General features: G+C 68.6%; 20 protein-coding genes. 12 read left to right on the top strand and 8 right to left on the bottom strand.

Translation table 11 applies throughout. The features are described from left to right. Nucleotides 1-31 precede the first annotated feature (31 nt). The 3 genes from H537_RS0119975 to H537_RS0119965 are packed head-to-tail and all read right to left on the bottom strand — an operon-like array spanning nucleotide 32 to nucleotide 1996. The gene (locus tag H537_RS0119975) at nucleotides 32-610 is read right to left on the bottom strand and encodes a class I SAM-dependent methyltransferase (RefSeq protein ID WP_238446742.1); all 579 of its coding nucleotides are present in this window, start codon (nucleotides 608-610) and stop codon (nucleotides 32-34) included. Between the two features lie 5 nt (nucleotides 611-615). Then, nucleotides 616-753: a hypothetical protein gene (locus tag H537_RS54535; RefSeq protein ID WP_169517056.1), complete on the bottom strand. Its 138-nt coding sequence runs from the start codon at nucleotides 751-753 to the stop codon at nucleotides 616-618. Between the two features lie 16 nt (nucleotides 754-769). Next, nucleotides 770-1996: an MFS transporter gene (locus tag H537_RS0119965; RefSeq protein ID WP_028999243.1), complete on the bottom strand. Its 1227-nt coding sequence runs from the start codon at nucleotides 1994-1996 to the stop codon at nucleotides 770-772. A gap of 64 nt (nucleotides 1997-2060) precedes the next feature. On the opposite strand from H537_RS0119965, the gene H537_RS0119960 reads away from it, so the two are divergent. The 4 genes from H537_RS0119960 to H537_RS0119945 all read left to right on the top strand — a co-directional run bounded on the left by H537_RS0119960 (nucleotide 2061) and on the right by H537_RS0119945 (nucleotide 8595). Next, a complete protein-coding gene (locus tag H537_RS0119960) occupies nucleotides 2061-4043 on the top strand; it encodes a DNA topoisomerase IV subunit B (protein WP_028999242.1) in 1983 nt (660 codons plus the stop codon). Nucleotides 4044-4129: 86 nt separating this feature from the next. Then, nucleotides 4130-6466 carry a DNA topoisomerase IV subunit A gene (gene parC, locus H537_RS0119955; protein WP_028999241.1) on the top strand — a complete coding sequence of 779 codons (2337 nt, stop codon included), beginning with the start codon at nucleotides 4130-4132 and terminating at the stop codon, nucleotides 6464-6466. Between the two features lie 172 nt (nucleotides 6467-6638). Next, entirely contained in the window at nucleotides 6639-7523 is an 885-nt protein-coding gene (locus H537_RS0119950; RefSeq protein WP_028999240.1) for a ThiF family adenylyltransferase, read from the top strand. Continuing rightward, nucleotides 7513-8595 (top strand): nitroreductase family protein, encoded by a 1083-nt coding sequence (locus H537_RS0119945; protein WP_028999239.1) that lies wholly within the window; start codon nucleotides 7513-7515, stop codon nucleotides 8593-8595. Before H537_RS0119950 ends, H537_RS0119945 begins: the two co-directional genes overlap by 11 nt. Here the strand turns inward: H537_RS0119945 and H537_RS0119940 are convergent, their stop codons facing one another. From H537_RS0119940 to H537_RS0119925, 4 genes are read right to left on the bottom strand one after another with little or no spacing between them, the layout of a single operon-like run. Next, nucleotides 8596-9117 carry an RDD family protein gene (locus H537_RS0119940; RefSeq protein ID WP_028999238.1) on the bottom strand — a complete coding sequence of 174 codons (522 nt, stop codon included), beginning with the start codon at nucleotides 9115-9117 and terminating at the stop codon, nucleotides 8596-8598. It abuts the gene before it with no gap. Continuing rightward, nucleotides 9114-9893 carry a DUF3106 domain-containing protein gene (locus H537_RS49520; RefSeq protein ID WP_051243015.1) on the bottom strand — a complete coding sequence of 260 codons (780 nt, stop codon included), beginning with the start codon at nucleotides 9891-9893 and terminating at the stop codon, nucleotides 9114-9116. The genes H537_RS0119940 and H537_RS49520 overlap by 4 nt, the downstream gene beginning before the upstream one ends. Nucleotides 9894-9903: 10 nt before the next feature. Beyond that, the gene (locus H537_RS0119930) at nucleotides 9904-10368 is read right to left on the bottom strand and encodes a DUF3619 family protein (protein ID WP_028999237.1); all 465 of its coding nucleotides are present in this window, start codon (nucleotides 10366-10368) and stop codon (nucleotides 9904-9906) included. Continuing rightward, a complete protein-coding gene (locus tag H537_RS0119925) occupies nucleotides 10365-10928 on the bottom strand; it encodes an RNA polymerase sigma factor (RefSeq protein ID WP_028999236.1) in 564 nt (187 codons plus the stop codon). Before H537_RS0119925 ends, H537_RS0119930 begins: the two co-directional genes overlap by 4 nt. 249 nt (nucleotides 10929-11177) lie before the next feature. Between H537_RS0119925 and H537_RS0119920 the strand changes: the two genes are divergently transcribed. From H537_RS0119920 to pbpG, 8 genes are all read left to right on the top strand, one after another. Then, nucleotides 11178-12950 (top strand): acetolactate synthase 3 catalytic subunit, encoded by a 1773-nt coding sequence (locus H537_RS0119920; protein WP_028999235.1) that lies wholly within the window; start codon nucleotides 11178-11180, stop codon nucleotides 12948-12950. Between the two features lie 171 nt (nucleotides 12951-13121). Beyond that, a complete protein-coding gene (ilvN, locus tag H537_RS0119915) occupies nucleotides 13122-13613 on the top strand; it encodes an acetolactate synthase small subunit (RefSeq protein WP_028999234.1) in 492 nt (163 codons plus the stop codon). A gap of 44 nt (nucleotides 13614-13657) precedes the next feature. Beyond that, nucleotides 13658-14782, top strand: a complete 1125-nt coding sequence (gene ilvC / locus H537_RS0119910; protein ID WP_259375238.1) for a ketol-acid reductoisomerase — start codon at nucleotides 13658-13660, stop codon at nucleotides 14780-14782. A 344-nt stretch (nucleotides 14783-15126) separates the two neighbouring features. Next, on the top strand, nucleotides 15127-15543 hold the full coding sequence (locus H537_RS0119905; RefSeq protein WP_051243014.1) for a diacylglycerol kinase: 417 nt from the start codon (nucleotides 15127-15129) through the stop codon (nucleotides 15541-15543). Between the two features lie 456 nt (nucleotides 15544-15999). Further along, complete coding sequence (gene pssA / locus H537_RS0119900; RefSeq protein WP_028999231.1) at nucleotides 16000-16839, top strand: CDP-diacylglycerol--serine O-phosphatidyltransferase; 840 nt, start codon at nucleotides 16000-16002, stop codon at nucleotides 16837-16839. A 265-nt stretch (nucleotides 16840-17104) separates the two neighbouring features. Next, nucleotides 17105-18790, top strand: coding sequence for a 2-isopropylmalate synthase (gene leuA, locus H537_RS0119895; RefSeq protein ID WP_028999230.1), 1686 nt, complete (start codon nucleotides 17105-17107; stop codon nucleotides 18788-18790). 13 nt (nucleotides 18791-18803) lie between these two features. Then, nucleotides 18804-20345, top strand: coding sequence for a 2-isopropylmalate synthase (locus H537_RS0119890; protein WP_028999229.1), 1542 nt, complete (start codon nucleotides 18804-18806; stop codon nucleotides 20343-20345). A gap of 162 nt (nucleotides 20346-20507) precedes the next feature. Continuing rightward, nucleotides 20508-21509 carry a D-alanyl-D-alanine endopeptidase gene (pbpG, locus tag H537_RS0119885; RefSeq protein ID WP_043459322.1) on the top strand — a complete coding sequence of 334 codons (1002 nt, stop codon included), beginning with the start codon at nucleotides 20508-20510 and terminating at the stop codon, nucleotides 21507-21509. Nucleotides 21510-21622: 113 nt separating this feature from the next. Here pbpG and H537_RS0119880 read toward each other — a convergent pair whose 3' ends face one another. Then, a complete protein-coding gene (locus H537_RS0119880) occupies nucleotides 21623-22396 on the bottom strand; it encodes an IclR family transcriptional regulator (protein WP_028999227.1) in 774 nt (257 codons plus the stop codon). Nucleotides 22397-22411 lie beyond the last annotated feature (15 nt).

Here is a 22411-nt window from a genome sequence, read left to right as displayed (position 1 = left end):
CGCGCTGTTTCATGCCCCCGCCGCCCGGGGACTACAGCGGATGGCGCGCCGGCGCGGCCTCCGCCGGGTGGGGCGCGTCGCGCATGGCGGCAATGCGTTGCACGAAGCGGGGCGGTCCGTCCAGGAAGCCGTCCTCGTAGGCCACCACGCGCAGGCCGCGCGCAGCTTCCAGCAGCTCGCCCGGGCGCAGCAGGAAGTCCGGGCTGCGCGGCCGGCCCACCGTCTCGTTGCCTACGGCGAAGGTTTCATAGAGCAGCACGCCGCCGTCGGCCAGGCTGTCCAGCAGCCGCGGCAGCAGCGGGCGCCACAGGTAGTTGGTCACCACCACCGCGCCGAAGCGCTCGCCGGGCAGCGGCCAGGGGCCGTTCTCGATGTCGGCTACCACCACGCGCGCCAGGCCGCGCAGCGGCGCCACGGCCTGCGCGTCGCGGTCCACCGCCACCACCTCGAAGCCCTGCTGCAGGAACCAGTGCACGTGGCGGCCGCCGCCGCAGGCCACGTCCAGCACGCTGCAGCCCGGGCGCAGCAGCGGCGTGAAGCGGCGGATCCAGGGCGAGGCGGCATCGGCGGGAGAGGAACCAGGGTGCATGGCGAAGGAGGTTTCAGGCATGAAGTTCAGAAGCAGCTCCAGAGCTGGTTCGCGACGCTGAACACCATCGCGGGCCGCAGGTAGGCCGCGAAGACCAGCGCCAGCGCCAGCAGCGCCGCGGCCCAGGTCAGCAGGCGCTTGAAGCGGGCGATGCGCGGCGGCATGGCGAAGGCCTCGCCGTCAGGCCGCGCTGGAGGCCGCGGCGGGCCGCGCGATGGGCTGCTCGCGCACCGGCTGGTTCACGAGCGCCGCGAACACGCCCAGCGCCACCGCGATCCACCACACCACGTCGTAGCTGCCGGTGGCGTCGTAGAGCTTGCCGCCCAGCCACACGCCCAGGAACGAGCCGAGCTGGTGGCTCAGGAACACGAAGCCGCCCAGCATCGACAGGAAGCGCACGCCGAAGATCTGGGCGATGACGGCGTTGGTGGGCGGCACCGTGGACAGCCACAGCACGCCCATCACCGCGGAGAAGACGTAGACGCTCAGCGGCGACAGCGGCAGCGTCACGAAGGCCGTGATGGCCACCGCGCGCAGCGCGTAGATGGTCGAGAGGATGTGGCGCTTGGCCAGGCGCTGGCCCAGCACGCCGGCGGCGTAGGTGCCGAAGACGTTGAACAGCCCGATGAGCGCCAGCGCCGTGGTCGCCACCTGCGGCGCCAGCCCGTGGTCCTTGAGGTAGCTGGGCAGGTGCACGCCGATGAACACCACCTGGAAGCCGCACACGAAGTAGCCCGCGGTCAGCAGCTGGAAGCTGCGCGAGCCGAAGGCCTCCTTCAGCGCCGCGCCCATGCTCTGCTGCGGCATGCCGCTGCCCGCAGGCAGCGCGCGCGGTTCGCGCAGGCCGAAGGACAGCGGCACGATCGCCAGCGCCGCCGCGCCCAGCACGAACAGCGCGTTCTGCCAGCCCATCCCGGCGATGAGGCCGTTTTCCACCGGCACCATCAGGAACTGCCCGAAGGAGCCCGCGGCCGCCGCCACGCCCATGGCCCAGCTGCGCTTCTCGGGCGCGACGTGGCGGCCGATGACGCCGTAGATCACGGCGTAGGTGGTACCCGACTGCGCCATGCCGATGAGCAGCCCGGCGCTGCCGGTGAAGGCGAGGCCGGAGGTGGACAGCGCCATCAGCACCAGCCCCAGCGCGTACAGCAGCGCCCCGGCGACGAGCACGCGGAAGGCGCCGAAGCGGTCGGCCAGCATGCCGGCAAAGGGCCCGGCCAGGCCCCAGGCGAGGTTCTGCACCGCCAGCGCGAAGGCGAAGGTCTCGCGCGTCCAGCCGCGCTCGGCCGTCACCGGCTGCAGCCACAGCCCGAAGCCGTGGCGGATGCCCATGGACAGCGTGACGATGGCGGCGCCGCACAGCAGCACCTGGGTCATGGAAAGGCGGGGCGTGGTGGCTGTGGTCATGGAATTGGAAAAAGAAGGCTGTGTAAAAACACAGGACCCGATTGGGGGTCCTTAGAATTGTGCAATGGCGACCAAGAGCACCACCCCCGCTGCCGCTTACGGCGAAGGCTCCATCCGCGTCCTGAAGGGACTGGAGCCCGTCAAGCAACGGCCGGGCATGTACACCCGAACCGACAATCCGCTGCACATCGTGCAGGAAGTCATCGACAACGCTGCCGACGAGGCGCTGGCCGGCCACGGCAGGCGCATCGCCGTGACGCTGCATGCCGATGCCTCCATCTCCGTGGAGGACGACGGCCGCGGCATTCCCTTCGGCCTGCACCCCGAGGAAAAGGTGCCGGTGCTGGAGATCGTGTTCACGCGGCTGCACGCCGGCGGCAAGTTCGACAAGGGTGCCGGCGGCGCCTACAGCTTCTCCGGCGGCCTGCACGGCGTGGGCGTGAGCGTGACCAACGCGCTGGCGACGCGGCTGCAGGTGGAGGTCTGGCGCGAGGGCAAGGCCGCGGCGCTGGCCTTCAGCGGCGGCGACGTGATCGAGCCGCTGGTGGTGCGCAAGGCGGGCTCCTCCGAGAAGAAGGGCGGTACCCGCGTGCGCGTGTGGCCCGACGCGAAGTACTTCGAGAGCCCCGACCTGCCGCGCAGCGAGCTCGTGCACCTGCTGCGCAGCAAGGCCGTGCTGATGCCCGGCGTGAGCGTGACGCTGCACATCGAGAAGAGCGGCGAGACGCTGGAGTGGCTCTACAAGGGCGGCCTGCGCGACTACCTGCAGCAGAGCCTGGTGGCCGATCCGCTGATCCCGCTGTTCGAGGGCGAGCGCTACGCCACCGCGGCCGAGACCGAGAACTTCGCCGAAGGCGAGGGCGCCGCCTGGTGCGTGGCCTTCACCGAGGAGGGCGGCACGCTGCGCGAGAGCTACGTCAACCTCATTCCCACCGTGGCCGGCGGCACGCACGAGGCGGGCCTGAAGGACGGCCTGTTCAACGCCGTCAAGGGCTTCGTGGAGCTGCACGGGCTGCTGCCCAAGGGCGTGAAGCTCATGCCCGAGGACGTGTTCTCGCGCGCGAGCTTCGTGCTCTCGGCCAAGGTGCTGGATCCGCAGTTCCAGGGCCAGACCAAGGAGCGGCTGAACTCGCGCGACGCGCTGCGGCTGGTGTCGGCCTTCGTGCGCCCGGCGCTGGAGCTGTGGCTGCACCAGCACGTGGAGCACGGCAAGAAGCTGGCGGAGCTGGTGATCAAGCAGGCGCAGACGCGCCAGCGCGCGGCGCAGAAGGTGGAGAAGAAGAAGGGCTCCGGCGTGGCCGTGCTGCCCGGCAAGCTCACCGACTGCGAGAGCCGCGACCTGACGCTCAACGAGCTGTTCCTGGTCGAGGGCGACAGCGCCGGCGGCAGCGCCAAGATGGGCCGCGACAAGGAGACGCAGGCGATCCTGCCGCTGCGCGGCAAGGTGCTCAACGCCTGGGAGGTCGAGCGCGACCTGCTGTTCAAGAACAACGAGATCCACGACATCGCGGTGGCGGTGGGCGTGGACCCGCACGGCCCCAACGACGACCCCGACCTCTCCGGGCTGCGCTACGGCAAGGTGTGCATCCTCTCGGACGCGGACGTGGACGGCTCGCACATCCAGGTGCTGCTGCTGACGCTGTTCTTCCGCCACTTCCCCAAGCTGATCGAGCGAGGCCACGTGTTCGTGGCCAAGCCGCCGCTGTTCCGCATCGACGCGCCGGCGCGCGGCAAGAAGCCCGCGGCCAAGCTCTACGCGCTGGACGAGGGCGAGCTGGAGGCGATGCTGGACAAGCTGCGCAAGGAAGGCGCGCGCGAGGGCTCGTGGGCCATCAGCCGTTTCAAGGGGCTGGGCGAGATGAACGCCGAGCAGCTGTGGGAGACCACGCTCAACCCCGACACGCGCCGGCTGCTGCCCGCGGCCCTGGGCCAGCTCGACTTCGCCGCCACCACCGAGTGGCTCACCAAGCTCATGGGCAAGGGAGAGGCTGCGGCGCGGCGCGAGCTCATGGAGCTGCATGGGGACGCGGTGGAAGTGGACGTCTGAAGCGCAAGCGGTTTTCCGACTCAACCCATGGCGGCGGTGCTGGGGCACCGTCGCCTTCGGCCTTTCAGGGCTGACGAAACAACAAGATGGACCAAAGCACGCTTGAATTCGACAGCGGCGCCGGCGGCGACAGTGCCGCGGGCGACGCCATCACCCTGGCGCACTACGCGCAGCAGGCCTACCTGGAGTACGCGCTCAGCGTGGTCAAGGGCCGCGCGCTGCCCGACGTGTGCGACGGCCAGAAGCCGGTGCAGCGCCGCATCCTGTACGCGATGCAGCGCATGGGGCTGTCCTTCACCACCGCCGCCGGGCCCAAGCCCGTGAAGAGCGCGCGCGTGGTGGGCGACGTGCTGGGCCGCTACCACCCGCACGGCGACACCGCCGCCTACGACGCGCTGGTGCGCATGGCGCAGGACTTCTCCCTGCGCTATCCGCTGATCGACGGCCAGGGCAACTTCGGCAGCCGCGACGGCGACGGCGCCGCGGCCATGCGCTACACCGAGGCGCGGCTGGCGCCCATCACGCGGCTGCTGCTCGACGAGATCGACGAGGGCACGGTGGAGCTGGTGCCCAACTACGACGGCTCCACCGCCGAACCCAGGCAGTTGCCCGCGCGGCTGCCCTTCGTGCTGCTCAACGGCGCCTCCGGCATCGCCGTGGGCCTGGCCACCGAGGTGCCCAGCCACAACCTGCGCGAGGTGGCGGCGGCCACGGTGGCGCTGATCAAGAACGAGCAGCTCTCCGACGACGACCTCTTCACGCTGCTGCCGGGCCCCGACTTCCCTGGCGGCGGCCAGATCATCAGCAGCCCGGCCGAGATCCGCGACGCCTACCGCTCGGGCCGCGGCAGCCTCAAGGTGCGCGCGCGCTGGAAGGTCGAGGACCTGGCCCGCGGCCAGTGGCAGATCGTGGTCACCGAGCTGCCGCCGGGCGCCAGCGCGCAGAAGGTGCTCGAAGAGATCGAGGAGCTGACCAACCCCAAGGTCAAGACCGGCAAGAAGGCGCTTTCGGCCGAGCAGCTGCAGCTCAAGCAGACCGTGCTGGGCGTGCTGGACGCGGTGCGCGACGAGTCCAGCAAGGACGCCCCGGTGCGCCTGGTGTTCGAGCCCAAGAGCCGCACCGTGTCGCAGCAGGAGTTCATGACCGTGCTGCTGGCGCACACCAGCCTCGAAGGCGGCGCGCCCATGAACCTGACCATGGTCGGCGCCGACGGGCGGCCCACGCAGAAGAGCGTGCGCCAGGTGCTGCTGGAGTGGATCGGCTTCCGCGTGGACACGGTGCAGAAGCGCACCCGCCATCGCCTGGACAAGGTGCTGGACCGCATCCACGTGCTGGAAGGCCGCCAGCTGGTGCTGCTCAACATCGACGAGGTCATCCGCATCATCCGCCACGCGGACGAGCCCAAGGCGGCGCTGATCGAGCGCTTCCGCTTGAGCGACCGGCAGGCGGAAGACATCCTCGAAATCCGGCTGCGCCAGCTGGCGCGGCTGGAGGCGATCAAGATCGAGCAGGAGCTCAAGCAACTGCGCACCGAGCAGGAGAAGCTGGAGAACATCCTGGCCACGCCGGCGTCGCTGCGCCGCACCGTCGTCAAGGAGATCGAGGCCGACGCCAAGGCCTTCGGCGACGACCGCCGCACGCTGATCCAGGCCGACAAGCGCGCCAGCGTCGAGCTCAAGGTGGCTGACGAGCCGGTGACGGTGGTGGTGAGCCTCAAGGGCTGGGTGCGCGCGCTCAAGGGCCACGAGATCGATGCCGCCACGCTGGGCTTCAAGGCCGGCGACTCGCTCTACGGCGTCTTCCCCTGCCGCAGCGTGGACACGCTGCTGGTGTTTGGCAGCGCGGCCAAGGGCAGCGGGCGGGTGTACTCGGTGGCGGTGTCGCAGTTGCCGGGCGGGCGCGGCGACGGCGTGCCCATCACCAGCCTGATCGAGCTGGAAGCCGGCACGCAGCCGGCGCACTACTTCGCCGGCAATGCCGCCACCACGCTGCTGCTGGCGCACACCGGCGGCTTCGGCCTGATGGCGCGCGTGAGCGACCTGCAGGGGCGTAACCGTGCGGGCAAGGCCTTCCTGACGCTGGAGGACGGCGAGCACCTGCTGCCGCCCTCGGTGGTGCTGCCCAACCACAAGCAGGTCGCCTGCCTGAGCCTGGACGGGCGGCTGCTGGTGTTCGCGCGCGAGGAGCTGAAGCTGCAGCCCGGCGGCGGGCGCGGGCTGATCCTGATGGAGGTCGATGCCAAGGAGCCGCTGCTGTCGGCGGCCACCTTCGGCGACACGCTCACCGTCATCGGCAGCGGCCGCGGCGGCAAGGCCAAGGAGGAGACGCTGCGCTGGTCCGGCGTCGCGTCCTACCAGGCCAAGCGCGCCAAGCGCGGGCGCAAGGCCGAGGGCTTCGTGAAGGTGCTGCGCGTGGTCGGCTGACGCCACGCCCGGGGCCCGCACCACGCACGCAGGCCCCGGTTACCGCCGGTTGCCACGACGCGGCCATGTGGTGGTTTGGAGCGTGAATTCGTGACGCTCGCCCCTGCATGCGTGCTGGGCTCTTGGCCTACAGTCCCCGCAATTCGAATAAGCGGGGACACACTGCCGGCGTATGGATGTGCAGTTTCAATACCGGGAGGCATTTTCCCGGAACGTCGGCTGGGTCACGCGCGCGGAGCAGAATCTGCTGCGCGGCAAAAAGGTGGCCATTGCCGGCATGGGTGGCGTGGGCGGGGTGCATTTGCTGACGCTGGCGCGTCTGGGTATCGGCGCCTTTCATATTGCCGATTTCGACGACTTCGACCTCGTGAATTTCAATCGCCAGGTCGGCGCCACCATGAGCAGCCTGGGCCAGCCCAAGGCGCAGGTGCTGCGCGCCATGGCGCTGGACGTCAACCCGGAGCTGGAGCTGCAGGTATTTGACGAGGGCGTGAATGCCGGGAATGTCGATGCCTTTCTGGAGGGCGTTGATTTGTATGTCGACGGGCTGGATTTCTTTGCATTCTCCGCACGTCGCCTGGTTTTCGAGGCCTGCCGGGTAAAAGGTATTCCGGCCTGCACGGCGGCGCCGCTGGGCATGGGCGCGGCGGTATTGAATTTCATGCCGGGCGGCATGTCCTTCGAGGAATATTTCGGCTGGGGTGATTTGCCGGACGCGGAAAAGGCGCTGCGCTTCCTGGTCGGCCTGGCGCCCGCGGGGCTGCACGGGCCTTACCTGGTGGACCCGTCGGCTGCCAATTTCGCCGAGCAGCGCGGGCCCTCGACCATCATTGGCTGCCAGCTGGCCGCGGGGATGGCGGCGACCGAGAGCCTGAAGATCCTGCTGAAGCGCGGCAAGGTCTGGGCCGCGCCGCACGGGCTGCACTTCGACGCCTACCGCAACCGCTTCGTGCGCACCTGGCGGCCGGGCGGCTACCGCCACCCGCTGCAACGGCTGGCCGCATCGGTCGGCCGCCGCCGCCTGGGCGCGGTGGCCGGAGCACGCCATGCCGGCTGAAGCGGGGCTGCGCGCCGTGCTGGAGCTCGCGCGCTGGGCGCCCAGCGGCGACAACACCCAGCCCTGGCGCTTCGAGGTGCGCGGCGAGCGCGAGGTGGTGGTGCACGGCTTCGACACCCGCGCGCATTGCGTCTACGACCTCGACGGCCACGCCAGCGAGATGTCGCTGGGCGCGCTGCTGGAAACCATGGCCATCGCCGCCACGGGGCAGGGCTGGGCCATGCAGGCGCACCGGCGCACCGGCGGGGTGCCTAGCGGGCGCACGGCCTTTGACGTCCGCTTCGAGCCGGAGGAGGGCCTCCGGCCGGATGCGCTGATCGGCTGCATCGCGTCGCGCAGCGTGCAGCGCCGCGCCATGCGCACGCGGCGGCTGGCGGCGGCCGAGAAGCAGGCGCTCGAAGCCGCGGTGGCGCCGCACTACCGCCTGCTGTGGCGCGAGCGCGTGGCCGAGCGGCTGGACATGGCGCGGCTGCTGAGCGCCGTGGCGCGGGTGCGGCTGAGCATGCCCGAGGCCTGGCACGTGCACCGCGAGGTCATCGAGTGGAACGCGCGCTACAGCACCGACCGCATGCCGGACCAGTCCCTGGGCGTGGACGCGCTCACGCGCCAGCTCATGCGTTTCGTGCTGGGGCGCTGGGAACGCGTGCGCTTCTTCAACCGCTACCTGGCCGGCACGGCGATGCCGCGGCTGCAGATGGACCTGATCCCCGGGCTGGCCTGCGGGGCGCATTTCGCGCTGGTGGCCGCGCGCGAACCGCACACGATCGACGACCACGTGGCCGCCGGACGCGCCATGCAGCGCTTCTGGCTCACGGCCACGCGGCTGGGGCTGTCGCTGCAGCCGGCCATGGCGCCGCTGATCTTTGCGCGCTACCTGCGCGAGGGGCGCCGGTTCTCGGCCGAGCCCGGCATGGAGGCCGCTGCCGCGCAGGCGGTGCGGCGGCTGGAGGCGCTGCTGGGCGGGCAGGCGCTGCGGGCGGCGGTGTTCATGGGCCGCATCGGCGAAGGGCCGGCGCCGCGCAGCCGCTCGCTGCGGCGGCCGCTGCAGCAGCTGGAAAGCGTGGAGGGCTGATCAGCGCTTCTTGCGCGGCCGCGGGCGCGAGATCACCAGCTGCGTGCCGCAGAGGTGGTCGTGCCAGTACTGGCGCCGCGGCTGCAGCAGCGCCAGCAGCGCGTAGGCCAGGGCGCCCGCCGCCAGCAGCCCGAAGATCGAGGCGCTGGATTGCAGCCGCGCCAGCCAGGCCGCGATGAGTGCCGGCAGGAACCACAGCCAGCTCGCCAGGTAGCGGCACAGCGCGCGCTTGGGCGTCACGGGGAGACCCTGCGCATCGACCAGCCGGATGTGCCAGGCCTTCATGGCCACGGTCTGGCCGCCGTAGATCCAGAAGCCGATGAAGTACAGGCCCAGCACCACGAACAGGAAGGCCTGCATGCCGTGCTGGCCCTGCAGCGCGTGGCGCTGCTGGGTCAGCGTCGAATAGAGGAAGCCGGCCAGCATGAGCACGCCGAACAGCAGCACGCCTTCATAGACCATGCAGGCCAGGCGGCGCGGCAGGCTGGGCGTCTGCAGCGCGTCGGGAACGGGGGCGGTCACGGGCGCTTGGCCGCCTGGGAAGCAGCGGGTTCGGCGATGGTGGCGGCGGCTTGCGCGCCGCGCTTGGGCAGCAGGGTGTTCTTGTCCACGAAAGTCGGCGTGGCGGCCATCTTGGGCAGCCCGGGTTGCTGGTGCAGCGGCGGCGCGGGTGGGCGCGTGACGCTGGTGGTGGTGGCGCCGGGTGCGACCTGCATCTGCGTCGGTCCCACCGGCTTGAGCACGGGCGGCGTGCTGGGCACGCGCACGATGGTGGATTTGGCCGTCCCGTCGGCGCTCAGCGGCGCGGGGCGCGCCGGCCCGGGCGTGGCGCGCTCCGCCAGCTCGCGCCGTTGCTCGGCCGGCAAGGCCTGGTAGGCCTCCCAGCTGGCCTGGCGTTCCTGCGGGCTGAACTGGCGTATTTCCTGGAACTGCACGCGCGCGCGGCCGCGCTCCTCGGGCGTCATGCGCGCCCATTCGTTCATGCGCTCCTGCACGCGCTGCTGCTCTTCGGCGGAGAGGCCGGGAAAGCGCATGGCGATCTCCACCCACTTGCGCTGGCGGCCGGCGTCGATGCTGTCCCAGTCGCGTTGCAGCGGCGCCAGCGTGGCGCGCTGCGCCGGGGTCAGGGACCACCAGGAGGCGGAGCGTTGCGGTGCCGGCTTGGCCGCCACGGGCGTGGCCGCCCGCGGCTGCTGCACGGGCGTCGCGGGTGCGGCGGCGCTCTGCGCCAGGGCCGCAGCGGCGCAGGCCAGCCCTGGCAGGGCCAGCAGGAGCAGGCGGCAGCGGCGCAGGCTCATTGCTCGGGAGTCAGGGGTTCTGCTGCTTGCGCAGGTATTCGAAGAAGCCGGGGTCGCTGTAGGCGGTGGGCGGCAGGTCGTCCACCAGCAGCTCGGCGTCGATCTGCGCCGCGGCCTCGATCTGGGCGTGCGTCTGGTTCCAATGGATCAGCGCCAGTCCGCTCAGCAGCACTGCCAGCGGCAGCGCCGCGGCCACGGCGCGCTGGAACCAGCCGGCGCGCGGCTCGCCGCCGTCGCCCAGGGCCAGCGTCGAGCCCATGGCGTACACGCTCGGCGCGGTCGCGGCCACCGGTGCCGTGCGGCGCCGCGCCCGTGCGCGCTCCAGCGCCTGCTGGCGCGCGAATCGCAACCGCTCCTCGATGGCGTGCGGCTGGCGTTGCGCATGCTCGCTCAGGCGCGCCGTCACGCGCAACGCGAAGCGGGCTTCGAGCGCCTGCGCGTCAAACGGGGGCGGGAGGGATCGGGAGTGGTTCATGGCGCAATACCTTTGGCGCGCAGAGCCTTGGCCAGCGCATGCACTGCCCTGGAACAGTGCGTTTTGACACTGCCCTCGGAGCAGCCCATGACGGCCGCGGTCTCGGCGACATCGAGCTCTTCCCAGTAACGCAGCAGGAACGCCTCTCGTTGACGTGCCGGCAACACTGCAACTTCCTGTTCGATCACTTGCAGCATCTGTGCCCGCGAGGCCTCGGCGTCGGCACCTTCGGCGCCCATGCTGCCGTCCTGCGTTTCAAGCATCTCCAGCAGGTCGAAGTCCTCGTCGCCGCTGCCCTCGAAGCCCGAGAAGTTGGTCTCCACCGCCGAGCGCACCTTGCGGCGTCGGAACCAGTCCATGGTGGCGTTGGAGAGGATGCGCTGGAACAGCAGCGGCAGCTCCGCGGCGGGCCGGTCCGCGTACTTCTCCGCCAGCCGGATCATCGAGTCCTGGACGATGTCCAGCGCCGCGTCCTCGTCACGGACGCTGTAGGCGGTGCGCTTGAAGGCACGCTTTTCGACGCTGGCTAGGAAGTCGGAGAGTTCTTTGTCGGAGGCCAAGAGAGAGGGGGCCGGCGGCGGCGAAACGCGCGCGATTATGCCTGCGCTGTGACAGGGTCCCGCGACCCGTCAAGACCCTGTCGTGGCGGTGATGCCATAATCACGGGTTCGCACAACGCTCTTTGGTCTGAAGCCGCCGCCCGATCCCGGGTGTCTCGTTTTTGACCGCGCAGGTTCCGAATCCGCCCCACAAGGGCGCGAGGAGGGACACCGATGGTTTTTCGTCAGAGAAAATCGCAAAGGTTCTCCATGGACATGTCTGCCGCGGAAGTCAAGGGTGCCCTCCGGGCCCAGCCGCAATCTCCCTCCGCCGAGCTCAACGGCTCCGAAATCCTCGTCCGCAGCCTGCAGGCCGAGGGCGTCAAGTACCTCTGGGGCTACCCCGGCGGCTCGGTGCTCTATATCTACGACGCGCTCTACAAGCAGGACAGCATCCAGCACGTGCTGGTGCGCCACGAGCAGGCGGCCGTGCACGCGGCCGACGGCTATGCGCGCGCCACCGGCGAGGTGGGCGTCGCGCTGGTGACCTCGGGTCCGGGCGTGACCAATGCCGTCACCGGCATCGCCACCGCCTACATGGATTCGATCCCGATGGTGATCATCACCGGGCAGGTGCCTACGGCCGCGATCGGCCTGGATGCCTTCCAGGAGTGCGACACCGTGGGCATCACGCGTCCCATCGTCAAGCACAACTTCCTGGTCAAGGACGTGCGCGAGCTGGCGCTGACGCTGAAGAAGGCTTTCCACATCGCGCGCACCGGCCGTCCGGGCCCCGTGGTCGTGGACATCCCGAAGGACGTGTCGCTCAAGACGGCGCCGTTCAGCTATCCCGACAAGGTCGAGATGCGCTCCTACAACCCGGTGCGCAAGGGCCATGGCGGGCAGATCCGCAAGGCGGTGCAGCTGCTGCTGCAGGCCAAGCGCCCGTACATCTACAGCGGCGGCGGCGTGGTGCTGGCCAACGCGGCGGCCGAGCTGCGCGAGCTGGCCGACCTGCTGGGCTATCCCTGCACCAACACGCTCATGGGCCTGGGCGCCATCCCCGCGAGCGATCCGAAGTTCCTGGGCATGCTGGGCATGCACGGCACCTACGAGGCCAACATGACCATGCAGCACTGCGACGTGCTGCTGGCCGTGGGCGCGCGCTTCGACGACCGCGTGATCGGCAACCCGGCGCACTTCGCCTCGGTGGAACGCAAGATCGTCCACGTGGACATCGACCCGTCGTCGATCTCCAAGCGCGTGAAGGTGGACATCCCCATCGTCGGCGACGTCAAGGAAGTGCTGCAGGAGCTCATCGCCCAGATCCGCGAGGCCCAACAGCGCCCCGACCAGCAGGCGATGGCGCACTGGTGGAGCCAGGTCAACGGCTGGCGCCAGCGCGAGTGCCTGGCCTACAAGAACAGCTCCGAGGTCATCAAGCCGCAGTACGTGGTGCAGAAGCTCGCCGAGCTCACCCGCGGGCGCGACACCTACATCACCTCCGACGTGGGCCAGCACCAGATGTTCGCGGCGCAGTTCTACGGCTTCGAGGAGCCGCGGCGCTGGATCAACTCCGGCGGCCTGGGCACGATGGGCGTGGGCCTGCCCTACGCCATGGGCATCAAGCTGGCCAAGCCCGAGAGCGACGTGTTCTGCATCACGGGCGAAGGCTCGATCCAGATGTGCATTCAGGAGCTCTCGACCTGCCAGCAGTACAAGACGCCGGTCAAGGTCATCTCGCTCAACAACCGCTACCTGGGCATGGTGCGGCAGTGGCAGGAACTCGACTACGAGGGCCGCTACTCGCACAGCTACATGGACGCGCTGCCCGACTTCGTCAAGCTCGCCGAGGCCTACGGCCACGTGGGCCTGAAGATCGAGCGCCCGGCGGACGTGGAGCCCGCGCTGCGCGAGGCCATCCGCCTCACCGACCGCACGGTGTTCCTCGACATCCGCACCGACCCGACCGAGAACGTCTGGCCGATGGTGAAGGCGGGCAAGGGCATCAGCGAGATGCTCCTGGGCTCCGAAGACCTGTAAGGCAAGCCGCACCGGCGCTGCAGCCGGCGCGGGGCAGGGCGTTACCGCGTCCCGTCCCGGCGCCGGCGAGGCCCCGGTCAGCACTGGACCATTCCTACTGACTTCGAACGCGGGGCCACGGCCCGGCAGTTACCGCTGCCGGCGCTCAGGAGCCCCGAAGGACGAAACGCCATGAAGCACATCATTGCCCTGCTGCTGGAGAACGAGCCCGGCGCCCTCTCGCGCGTGGTCGCGCTGTTCTCCGCGCGCGGCTACAACATCGAGAGCCTGACCGTGGCGCCCACCGAGGACGCCTCGCTCTCGCGCATGACCATCGTCACCACCGGCAGCGACGAGGTCATCGAACAGATCACCAAGCACCTGAACCGCCTCATCGAGGTCGTGAAGGTGGTGGACCTCACGGAAGGCAGCTACATCGAGCGCGAGCTCATGCTCGTGAAGGTGCGCGCCGTGGGCAAGGAGCGCGAGGAGATCAAGCGCACCGCCGACATCTTCCGCGGCCACATCGTGGACGTCACCGACAAGAGCTACACCGTGGAGCTCACTGGCGACGGCACCAAGCTCGATGCCTTCCTGCAGGCGCTGGACCGCAGCGCCATCCTGGAGACGGTGCGCACCGGTGCCAGCGGCATCGGTCGCGGCGAGCGCATCCTGCGCGTGTGAGTTCGCGCGCCCAACCGGACTTTTTCCCCTGTGAAGCGTGAAGAGTGAAGGGTGAGCGGGGGCCGCCGTGCCATCCGTCCCTTGCTGTTCCAGCGTCCCACGCTTCACGTCTCACCCTTCACGCCTTCGAGAACCCCACTAGGAAGCACCACATGAACGTCTACTACGACAAGGACGCGGACCTGAGCCTGATCAAGGGCAAGAACGTCACCATCATCGGCTACGGTTCGCAGGGCCATGCCCACGCGCAGAACCTCAACGACAGCGGCGTGCGCGTCACGGTGGGCCTGCGCCGCGGCGGCGCGTCCTGGACCAAGGCCGAGAAGGCCGGCCTGAAGGTGGCCGAGATCGCCGACGCGGTCAAGGAAGCCGACGTGGTCATGATCCTGCTGCCCGACGAGCAGATCGCCACCGTCTACAACGCCGAAGTGGCCCCCAACCTGAAGCCCGGCGCCTCGCTGGCCTTCGCCCACGGCTTCAACGTCCACTACGGCCAGGTCGTGCCGCGCGAGGACGTGGACGTGTGGATGGTCGCCCCCAAGGCTCCCGGCCACACCGTGCGCTACACCTACACGCAAGGTGGCGGCGTGCCGCACCTGATCGCCGTGTACCAGGACAAGACCGGCCGCGCCCGTGACCTGGCCCTGTCCTACGCCGCGGCCAACGGCGGCGGCAAGGCCGGCATCATCCAGACCAACTTCCGCGAAGAGACCGAGACCGACCTGTTCGGCGAGCAGGCCGTGCTGTGCGGCGGCACCGTGGAGCTGATCAAGGCCGGCTTCGAGACGCTGGTGGAAGCCGGCTACGCGCCCGAGATGGCCTACTTCGAGTGCCTGCACGAGCTCAAGCTGATCGTGGACCTGATCTACGAAGGCGGCATCGGCAACATGAACTACTCGATCTCCAACAACGCCGAGTACGGCGAGTACGTCACCGGCCCGCGCGTGGTGACCGAGGAGACCAAGAACGCCATGCGCCAGTGCCTGAAGGACATCCAGACCGGCGAATACGCCAAGAGCTTCATCCTGGAGAACAAGGCCGGCGCCCCGACCCTGATCTCCCGCCGCCGCCTGACCGCCGAGCACCCGATCGAGCAAGTGGGCGAGAAGCTGCGCGCCATGATGCCCTGGATCAAGGCCAACAAGATGGTGGACAAGAGCCGCAACTGATGCCGGCTTGACCCCCGCAAAGGCCGCCGCGTGCGGCCTTTTTTCATTGGTGCGGCCATGCTGCACGGCCGTGGGCGATATGCCCTCAAGCTTCTGCACCAGAGGGTCCGGGACTAAAATTGCCCGTTTGGGGCGTGAAAATTTCGCGACCACGGCTCCAGCCTCTCGCTGCAGCCCTGTCGAATCGCCTCAAATGTGTCCTGGTGGTCCGGCGTCACAGGTGATGGGTGCGCGGGGCGGTGCAATGGCCGTGTCGGCGCTATTTGGTGGCGTCGCGGGGCGTTGCCAATATGTCGGTGTTCCTGACGTGCGCTGCGGTGCCGTCGCTTGAAAATGGGTGGTGCATGGACGGCAGTTCTTCTCCGGTGTCGGCATTCAAGAGCCGGGGTGGCGTGGCTCGGATATTCAAGGCCCTCGGCTATTCGCTCTCGGGGTTGGCGGCCGCCTTCCGCTTCGAAAGCGCCTTCCGGCAGGAGCTGCTGCTCATTGCCGTCGTGGTGGGGCTGGCCCTCGTGGCGAAGCTGCCGGCCATCGAGTGGGTGATGCTGGTGCTGAGCATGGGCTTCGTGCTGGTCACGGAGCTGCTGAATTCCGCCCTGGAAGCGGTGGTGGACCGCGTGTCGCTGGAGCGGCATCCCTTGTCCGGCCGCGCCAAGGACATTGCCAGTGCCGCAGTGCTCATCAGCATGGGTTGCCTGGCCTTTACTTTCATCGTCCTGGTGCTTCCCCGGCTGGCCGTGGTGCTGGGTCTGCTCAAGTGAAACAGCGCTGCGCCGGCAAAGGTGTGTGCTCGGCCCGGCGCATGCAACCCTGATTTGAAAGAAAAATGCCGATGGCCTGATGAAGAAATTATTCGGGGCGATGGTCGGCTGATTCGTGTGCGCCTTTTCCTGGCTATGGGTGACGGCTATATCTGGCGTGCTCGCAGTTTGCCGGGTGGGTTTGAATGAATGCCAACCAGGTATGCCTCCGCAGGGAATTCAGGAATCTTCGGTATTTGCCTCTTCGGGCTGGAAGCCACAGCCGCTGCACCGCGCGTTTTATTCGGAAATTTTTCCGAAAATTGACGCAAGGTAAAAACATTGCTTGGCCACGGCGATGCGGTGGTTTATTGGCGGGCGCGCCGTGCCGGCTGGGGCGTGGATGACTTCGGTTATCCTTTGGGGTTTTCAAAATCAATCCCTGGGGCTTGCGAGGTCTCGCTGCTCCCACGCTGCATGAGTGACTTGAACCACGACGACGCCGAGGCTGTTGAGGCGAACGAGGCGTCCGAGCCCGTGCGCCCGCGCCGCAAGGGCATCTACATCCTGCCCAACCTGTTCACGCTGGCAGCGCTGTTCGGCGGCTTCTACGCCGTGGTGATGGCGATGAACGGTCGCTTCGAGCAGGCGGCCATCGGCATCTTCTGCGCGGCGGTGCTCGACAGCCTGGACGGCCGCGTGGCGCGCATGACCAACACGCAGAGCGCCTTCGGCGAGCAGATGGACAGCCTCTCCGACATGGTGAGCTTCGGCGCCGCGCCTGCGCTCATCGTCTACGAGTGGGCGCTCAAGGGGCTGGGCAAGCCGGGCTGGATCGCGGCCTTTGTCTATTGCTCGGGCGCGGCGCTGCGGCTGGCTCGCTTCAACACCAACATTGCCGTGGTGGACAAGCGCTTCTTCCAAGGCCTGCCCAGCCCGGCCGCGGCGGCGCTGATCATCGGTTTCATCTGGGTGATGGACAACGCCGGCTGGCGCGAGGCGTGGAGCGTGAACTGGCTGTGCTGGAGCGCCTTCGGGCTGACGCTGTACGCGGGGCTGACCATGGTCACCAACGTGCCCTTCTACAGCTTCAAGGACGTGAACTTCAAGCGCACGGTGCCCTTCATCGTCATCGTGGCCATCGCGCTGGGCATTGCAGTGATCACGCTGCACCCGCCGCTGGTGCTGTTCGGGCTCTTCGTCGTGTACGGCTTCTCGGGCTACGCGGTGTACGCCTACAAGCGCAGCAAGGGCCGCCCGGTGAGCGTGATCGCCACCTCCACCGACGAGCCCGACGAGGCTGGCCTGCACCGCTGAACGCCGCGTCGGTCGGCTGCGCGTGGCGCCCTGCACGTTATGGTCGCGATAGACAACCCCCTTTGGGGTGACCCTGGAGGGGCGTGCTATATTGGACCGATGTCGTCCCGCGCCACCGCCCTGTCTCTACTGCTGCTAGGAGTGCCGCGGGCGCGCTGATCGATTTCGTCCTTTCTACGGATCAACGGCCCGCCAGCGTCTCGCAGCGGGCCGTTTGCTTTTTTCCGTGGCTGCGAGGCATCCCTTCCCAGGAGTTTCCATGCCGATGTTGCTTGACCCCGCCAAGAAGTACCGTGCCTTCGCGCCCGTGCGGCTGTCCGACCGCACCTGGCCGGACGCGGTGCTGACGCGCGCGCCGGTGTGGTGCAGCGTGGACCTGCGCGACGGCAACCAGGCGCTGATCGAGCCCATGGACCCGGCGCGCAAGATGCGCCTGTTCAGCGCGCTGGTGGACATCGGCTTCAAGGAGATCGAGGTCGGCTTCCCCTCGGCGTCGCAGGCGGATTTCGACTTCGTGCGCCAGCTCATCGAGCAGGGGCTGATTCCCGCGGACGTCACGATCCAGGTGCTCACGCCGGCGCGCGAGGAGTTGATCCGTCGCACTTTTGAAGCGCTGGCCGGTGTGCCGCGCGCCATCGTGCACGTCTACAACGCCACCGCGCCGCTGATGCGCCGCGTGGTGCTGGGGCTGGACGAGGACGGCATCGTGGAACTGGCCGCGAGCCACGCGCGGCTGATCCGGCAACTGGCCCAGGAACGGCCCGATACGGCCTGGACCTTCCAGTACTCGCCGGAGATGTTCTCCGGTACCGAGCTGGCATTCAGCAAGCGCGTGGTCGACGCCGTCACCGCCGAGTGGGCGCCCACGGCCGAGCACAAGTGCATCGTCAATTTGCCGTCCACCGTCGAGCACTCCACGCCCAACGTCTTCGCCGACATGGTCGAGTGGATGCACCGCCACCTGGAGCGGCGCGACGCGATCGTGCTGTCGGTGCACCCGCACAACGACCGCGGCACCGGCACCGCCGCAGCGGAGCTGGCGCTGATGGCCGGCGCCGACCGGCTCGAAGGCTGCCTCTTCGGCAACGGCGAGCGCACCGGCAACCTCGACCTCGTCAACGTCGCGCTCAACCTCTACACGCAAGGCGTGTCGCCGAACCTGGACTTCTCGGACATCGACGACATCCGCCGCACCGTCGAGCACTGCAACCAGCTGCCGGTGCCGGCGCGCCACCCCTACGCGGGCGACTTGGTCTACACCTCCTTCTCCGGCTCGCACCAGGACGCGATCAAGAAGGCCTTCGCCGCGCGCCGCGACGGTGACGTCTGGGACATGCCCTACCTGCCCATCGACCCGCAGGACCTGGGCCGCAGCTATGAGGCGGTGATCCGCGTCAACAGCCAGTCGGGCAAGGGCGGTATCTCGTACCTGCTGGAGAAGGAATACGGCCTGGCGCTGCCGCGGCGGCTGCAGATGGAGTTCAGCCGCCGCGTGCAGGCGGTGATGGACACCGAGGGCCGTGAGCTCAGCGCCGCCGACCTGTGGGCGCTGTTCGACCGCGAGTACCGCCTGGAGCGCGTGGCGCTGGGCGCGGTGCGGCTGGAAGAGGCGGGCGACGGCCGCATGCGCGTGCAGGCGCAGGCCACGCTCGAAGGCCAGGCGCTGGTGCTGCACGGCGAGGGCAACGGCCCGGTGGACGCCGTCGTGGCCGCGCTGCGCGCGCACACCCATGCCGACGTGCAGGTGCTGGACTATCACGAGCATGCGCTGGGCGCGGGTGCGCAGGCACGCGCGGCCGCCTACATCGAGCTGCGCGTGGGCGCGCAGGTGCTCTTTGGCGCCGGCATCGACGCCAACATCGTCAACGCCTCGCTCAAGGCGCTGCTGTCGGGACTGGCGCGCGCCGGTGTCGTGGCGGGCCCTGCGGCGGTGCAGGAACAGGCTGCCTGAAGGAGACAAGGCCATGAGCGACAAGCTGATCATCTTCGACACCACCTTGCGTGACGGCGAGCAGTCGCCCGGCGCGTCCATGACCCGCGACGAGAAGCTGCGCATCGCGCGCCAGCTGGAGCGGCTGCGCGTGGACGTGATCGAGGCGGGCTTCGCCGCCGCCAGCCCCGGCGACTTCGAGGCCGTGCGCGCCATCGCCTCGCACGTCCGCGAGGCGACCGTGTGCTCGCTGGCACGCGCCAACGACCGCGACATCTCGCGCGCGGCCGAGGCGCTCAAGGACGCGCCGCGCTCGCGCATCCACACCTTCATCGCCACCAGCGAGCTCCATATGGAGAAGAAGCTGCGCATGACGCGCGAGCAGGTGCTGGAGCAGGCGCGGCTGGCGGTTCGCTTCGCGCGCAACCTGTGCCCGGACATCGAGTTCTCGCCCGAGGACGGCTACCGCTCCGATCCGGACTTCCTGTGCCGCGTGCTGGAGGCGGTGATCGAGGAGGGCGCTACCACCATCAACGTGCCCGACACCGTCGGCTACGCCATCCCCGAGCTCTACGGCAACTTCATCCGCATGCTGCGCGAGCGCGTGCCCAACTCCGACAAGGCGGTGTGGTCGGTGCACTGCCACAACGACCTGGGCATGGCGGTGGCCAACTCGCTGGCCGGCGTGAAGATCGGCGGCGCGCGCCAGGTGGAATGCACCATCAACGGCCTGGGCGAGCGCGCGGGCAACACCTCGCTGGAAGAGGTGGTGATGGCCGTGCGGACGCGGCGCGACCACTTCGGGCTGGAGGTGGGCATCGACACCACGCAGATCGTGTCGGCCTCGCGCCTGGTGGCGCAGACCACGGGCTTCGTGGTGCAGCCCAACAAGGCGGTGGTGGGCGCCAATGCCTTCGCGCATGCCAGCGGCATCCACCAGGACGGCGTGCTCAAGGCGCGCGACACCTACGAAATCATGCGCGCCGAGGACGTGGGCTGGAGCGCCAACAAGATCGTGCTGGGCAAGCTCTCGGGCCGCAACGCTTTCCGCCAGCGGCTGCAGGAGCTGGGCGTGGAGCTGGAATCTGAAGCCGAGCTCAATGCTGCCTTCGCGCGCTTCAAGGACCTGGCCGACCGCAAGAGCGAGATCTTCGATGAGGACATCATCGCGCTGCTGGGCGACGAGAGCGTTACCAGTGAACACGAACATTACCGGTTGCTTTCGTTGGCTCAGCGTTCTGAAACCGGTGAACGACCCTTTGCCCGCGTGGTGTTCGCCGCCGGCGAGCAGGAGCACCATGCGGAAAGCGATGGCAACGGGCCGGTAGACGCCAGCCTCAAGGCCATCGAATCGAAAGTAAGAAGTGGTGCAGAACTGTTGCTGTATTCGGTCAATGCCATCACCTCGGGCAGCACAGAATCCCAGGGCGAGGTGACGGTGCGGCTGCAACTCGGTGGCCGAGTGGTCAACGGTGTCGGGGCCGACCCCGACATCGTCATCGCTTCGGCCAAGGCCTATCTGTCGGCGCTGAACAAGCTCCACAGCCAGGCCGAGCGCGTGGCCGCACAGGGCTAGCAAGGGGTGCGGCTGGCCTGCAGGGACCAGAGCATGTGCAAGTTCAACTTGAGGAAGTTGCTCTAAGTTTTTGATATTGCATATGTTTTTCCCCTCCTTTAAACTCTGCGGCCCCCGCAGTCCGGAAGTTTGACCGTGCGTCGCCTTAACAATCTCCGCCTGATGACCTGGTCGCTGGCCGTGCTGGCCGGCACAGCTTTGTTGCAGCCCTTCGACGTCGAAGCAGCTGGGCGAAAACCGGTGCGCAAGGCGCCGGCTCGCGTTGAGGCGAAGGTGGAGAAATCCAAGGTAGTGCGCACGGTGCTGGCGCGCCGCAGCTCGCCGGAGATCGAGGCCGCGCCGGCCCGGCTCTCCTTTGGCCACATCTACGGGCTGCATGGCACCAGCGATCCGCTGGACCTGAAGTCCAGCGTTGCCTTGGTGATGGACCAGGACACCAACGAGGTCCTGTTCAGCAAGAACCCGCAGGCCGTGCTGCCTATCGCCTCCATCACCAAGCTGATGACGACGCTGGTGGTGACCGAGGCCCAGCAGCCGCTGGACGAGGTGCTGACCATCACCGAGGAGGACGTCGACACCGAGAAGAACAGCAGCTCGCGTCTGGCCGTGGGCACCAAGCTGACCCGCGACGAGATGCTGCATCTGGCGTTGATGGCGTCCGAGAACCGCGCCGCCAATGCGCTCGGCCGCCACTATCCGGGCGGGCTGGAGGCCTTCGTGGCCGCCATGAACCGCAAGGCGCGCGAGTTGGGCATGAACGACACGCACTACGCCGAGCCCACGGGGCTGTCCAGCCGCAACCAGTCCAGCGCGCGCGACTTGGCGGCGCTGGTCAAGTACGCGCACGGCAACCAGATCCTGCGCGAGTACTCGACCTCGCCCGAGCACGTGGTGTCCATCGGCAGCCGCCAGGTGGCGTTCCACAACACCAACGGCCTGGTGCGCGGTGGCAGCTGGGACATCGGCCTGCAGAAGACCGGCTACATCACCGAAGCCGGGCGCTGCCTGGTGATGCAGGCAGACCTGGCCGGCCGCAAGCTGATCATGGTGCTGCTGGACTCCGCCGGGAAATATTCGCGTATCGGCGACGCCGAGCGGTTGCGCAAGTGGCTCGTCCAGGGCGCCTCTTCCGGCGTCAAGGCCATGGCCAACAGCGGCGGCTGAGCCGGGAAGACATCTCGCAGCGCCTGATGCCTCAGGCGGCTGCAAGGCAAAAGGCCTGTCCCAGCGGACAGGCCTTTTCGTTTGGGGCTTGAAGCGCAGCGCGCCTGGCGGCTTCAGCCCTGGTGGGATTGCCCCAGCGCGCGCGAGATATCGGCCGCGGTGGACTTGATACGCTCGATCCAGCCTTCTTCCAACCGGTCGGACGGCGCCGACAGCGACAGGCCGGCCACGAGCTGGTTCTGGTCGTCGTAGATGCCCGCGGCCATGCAGCGCACGCCCAGCTCCAGCTCCTCGTCGTCGCGCGCGATGCCCTGCTGGCGCACGCTGGTGAGTTCGCGTTCCAGCCGCGGCAGGTCGGTGATGCTGTTGCGCGTGTGCCCGGCCAGCCCGGTGCGCGTGGCGTAGGCACGCACGCGCTGCGGCTCGTCATGGGCCAGGAACAGCTTGCCGACCGAAGTCAGGTGCAGCGGGGCACGGCCGCCCACCGCACGCACCACCTGCATCCCGGAGCGTTCGCTGTAGGTGCGCTCGATGTAGACAATCTCATCGCCCTGGCGCACCGACAGGTTGACCGTCTGGTGCGTGAGCTTGTGGAGCTCGCGCATCGGCCCCAGCGCCGCGTCGCGCACATCCAGCCGTGCCTTCACGAGATTGCCCAGCTCCAGCAACCGCATACCCAGCCGGTAGCTGCCGGCTTCGGGACGGTCCACGAAACGGCCCGCCGCCAAGTCGTTGAGGATGCGGTGCGCCGTGGACGGATGCAGTCCAGTGCGCTCGCTGATCTCCTTGAGCGACACCGGGTCGCGATGAGCCGCCAGCACATCCAGCAGGGCAAAGCTGCGCTCCAGGACCTGGATCGTGGGCGTCTGAACTTCCTTCTTCTGCATGGCGCTGATTGTGCT

Origin of the sequence: Azohydromonas australica DSM 1124, from assembly GCF_000430725.1 — a bacterium.
Taxonomy (GTDB): Bacteria; Pseudomonadota; Gammaproteobacteria; order Burkholderiales; family Burkholderiaceae_C; genus Azohydromonas; species Azohydromonas australica.
This window is presented reverse-complemented; position numbering and strand designations above follow the sequence as displayed.

Coding starts and splice junctions, on each gene's coding strand:
- H537_RS54535 (WP_169517056.1), bottom strand. CDS start 753: ATGCCGCCGCGCATCGCCCGCTTCAAGCGCCTGCTGACCTGGGCCGCG.
- pbpG (WP_043459322.1), top strand. CDS start 20,508: ATGACCTGGTCGCTGGCCGTGCTGGCCGGCACAGCTTTGTTGCAGCCC.
- ilvN (WP_028999234.1), top strand. CDS start 13,122: ATGAAGCACATCATTGCCCTGCTGCTGGAGAACGAGCCCGGCGCCCTC.
- H537_RS0119880 (WP_028999227.1), bottom strand. CDS start 22,396: ATGCAGAAGAAGGAAGTTCAGACGCCCACGATCCAGGTCCTGGAGCGC.
- H537_RS0119905 (WP_051243014.1), top strand. CDS start 15,127: ATGGACGGCAGTTCTTCTCCGGTGTCGGCATTCAAGAGCCGGGGTGGC.
- H537_RS0119975 (WP_238446742.1), bottom strand. CDS start 610: ATGCCTGAAACCTCCTTCGCCATGCACCCTGGTTCCTCTCCCGCCGAT.
- H537_RS0119950 (WP_028999240.1), top strand. CDS start 6,639: ATGGATGTGCAGTTTCAATACCGGGAGGCATTTTCCCGGAACGTCGGC.
- parC (WP_028999241.1), top strand. CDS start 4,130: ATGGACCAAAGCACGCTTGAATTCGACAGCGGCGCCGGCGGCGACAGT.
- pssA (WP_028999231.1), top strand. CDS start 16,000: ATGAGTGACTTGAACCACGACGACGCCGAGGCTGTTGAGGCGAACGAG.
- leuA (WP_028999230.1), top strand. CDS start 17,105: ATGTTGCTTGACCCCGCCAAGAAGTACCGTGCCTTCGCGCCCGTGCGG.
- H537_RS0119960 (WP_028999242.1), top strand. CDS start 2,061: ATGGCGACCAAGAGCACCACCCCCGCTGCCGCTTACGGCGAAGGCTCC.
- H537_RS49520 (WP_051243015.1), bottom strand. CDS start 9,893: ATGAGCCTGCGCCGCTGCCGCCTGCTCCTGCTGGCCCTGCCAGGGCTG.
- H537_RS0119945 (WP_028999239.1), top strand. CDS start 7,513: ATGCCGGCTGAAGCGGGGCTGCGCGCCGTGCTGGAGCTCGCGCGCTGG.
- H537_RS0119890 (WP_028999229.1), top strand. CDS start 18,804: ATGAGCGACAAGCTGATCATCTTCGACACCACCTTGCGTGACGGCGAG.
- H537_RS0119920 (WP_028999235.1), top strand. CDS start 11,178: ATGGACATGTCTGCCGCGGAAGTCAAGGGTGCCCTCCGGGCCCAGCCG.
- H537_RS0119965 (WP_028999243.1), bottom strand. CDS start 1,996: ATGACCACAGCCACCACGCCCCGCCTTTCCATGACCCAGGTGCTGCTG.
- H537_RS0119930 (WP_028999237.1), bottom strand. CDS start 10,368: ATGAACCACTCCCGATCCCTCCCGCCCCCGTTTGACGCGCAGGCGCTC.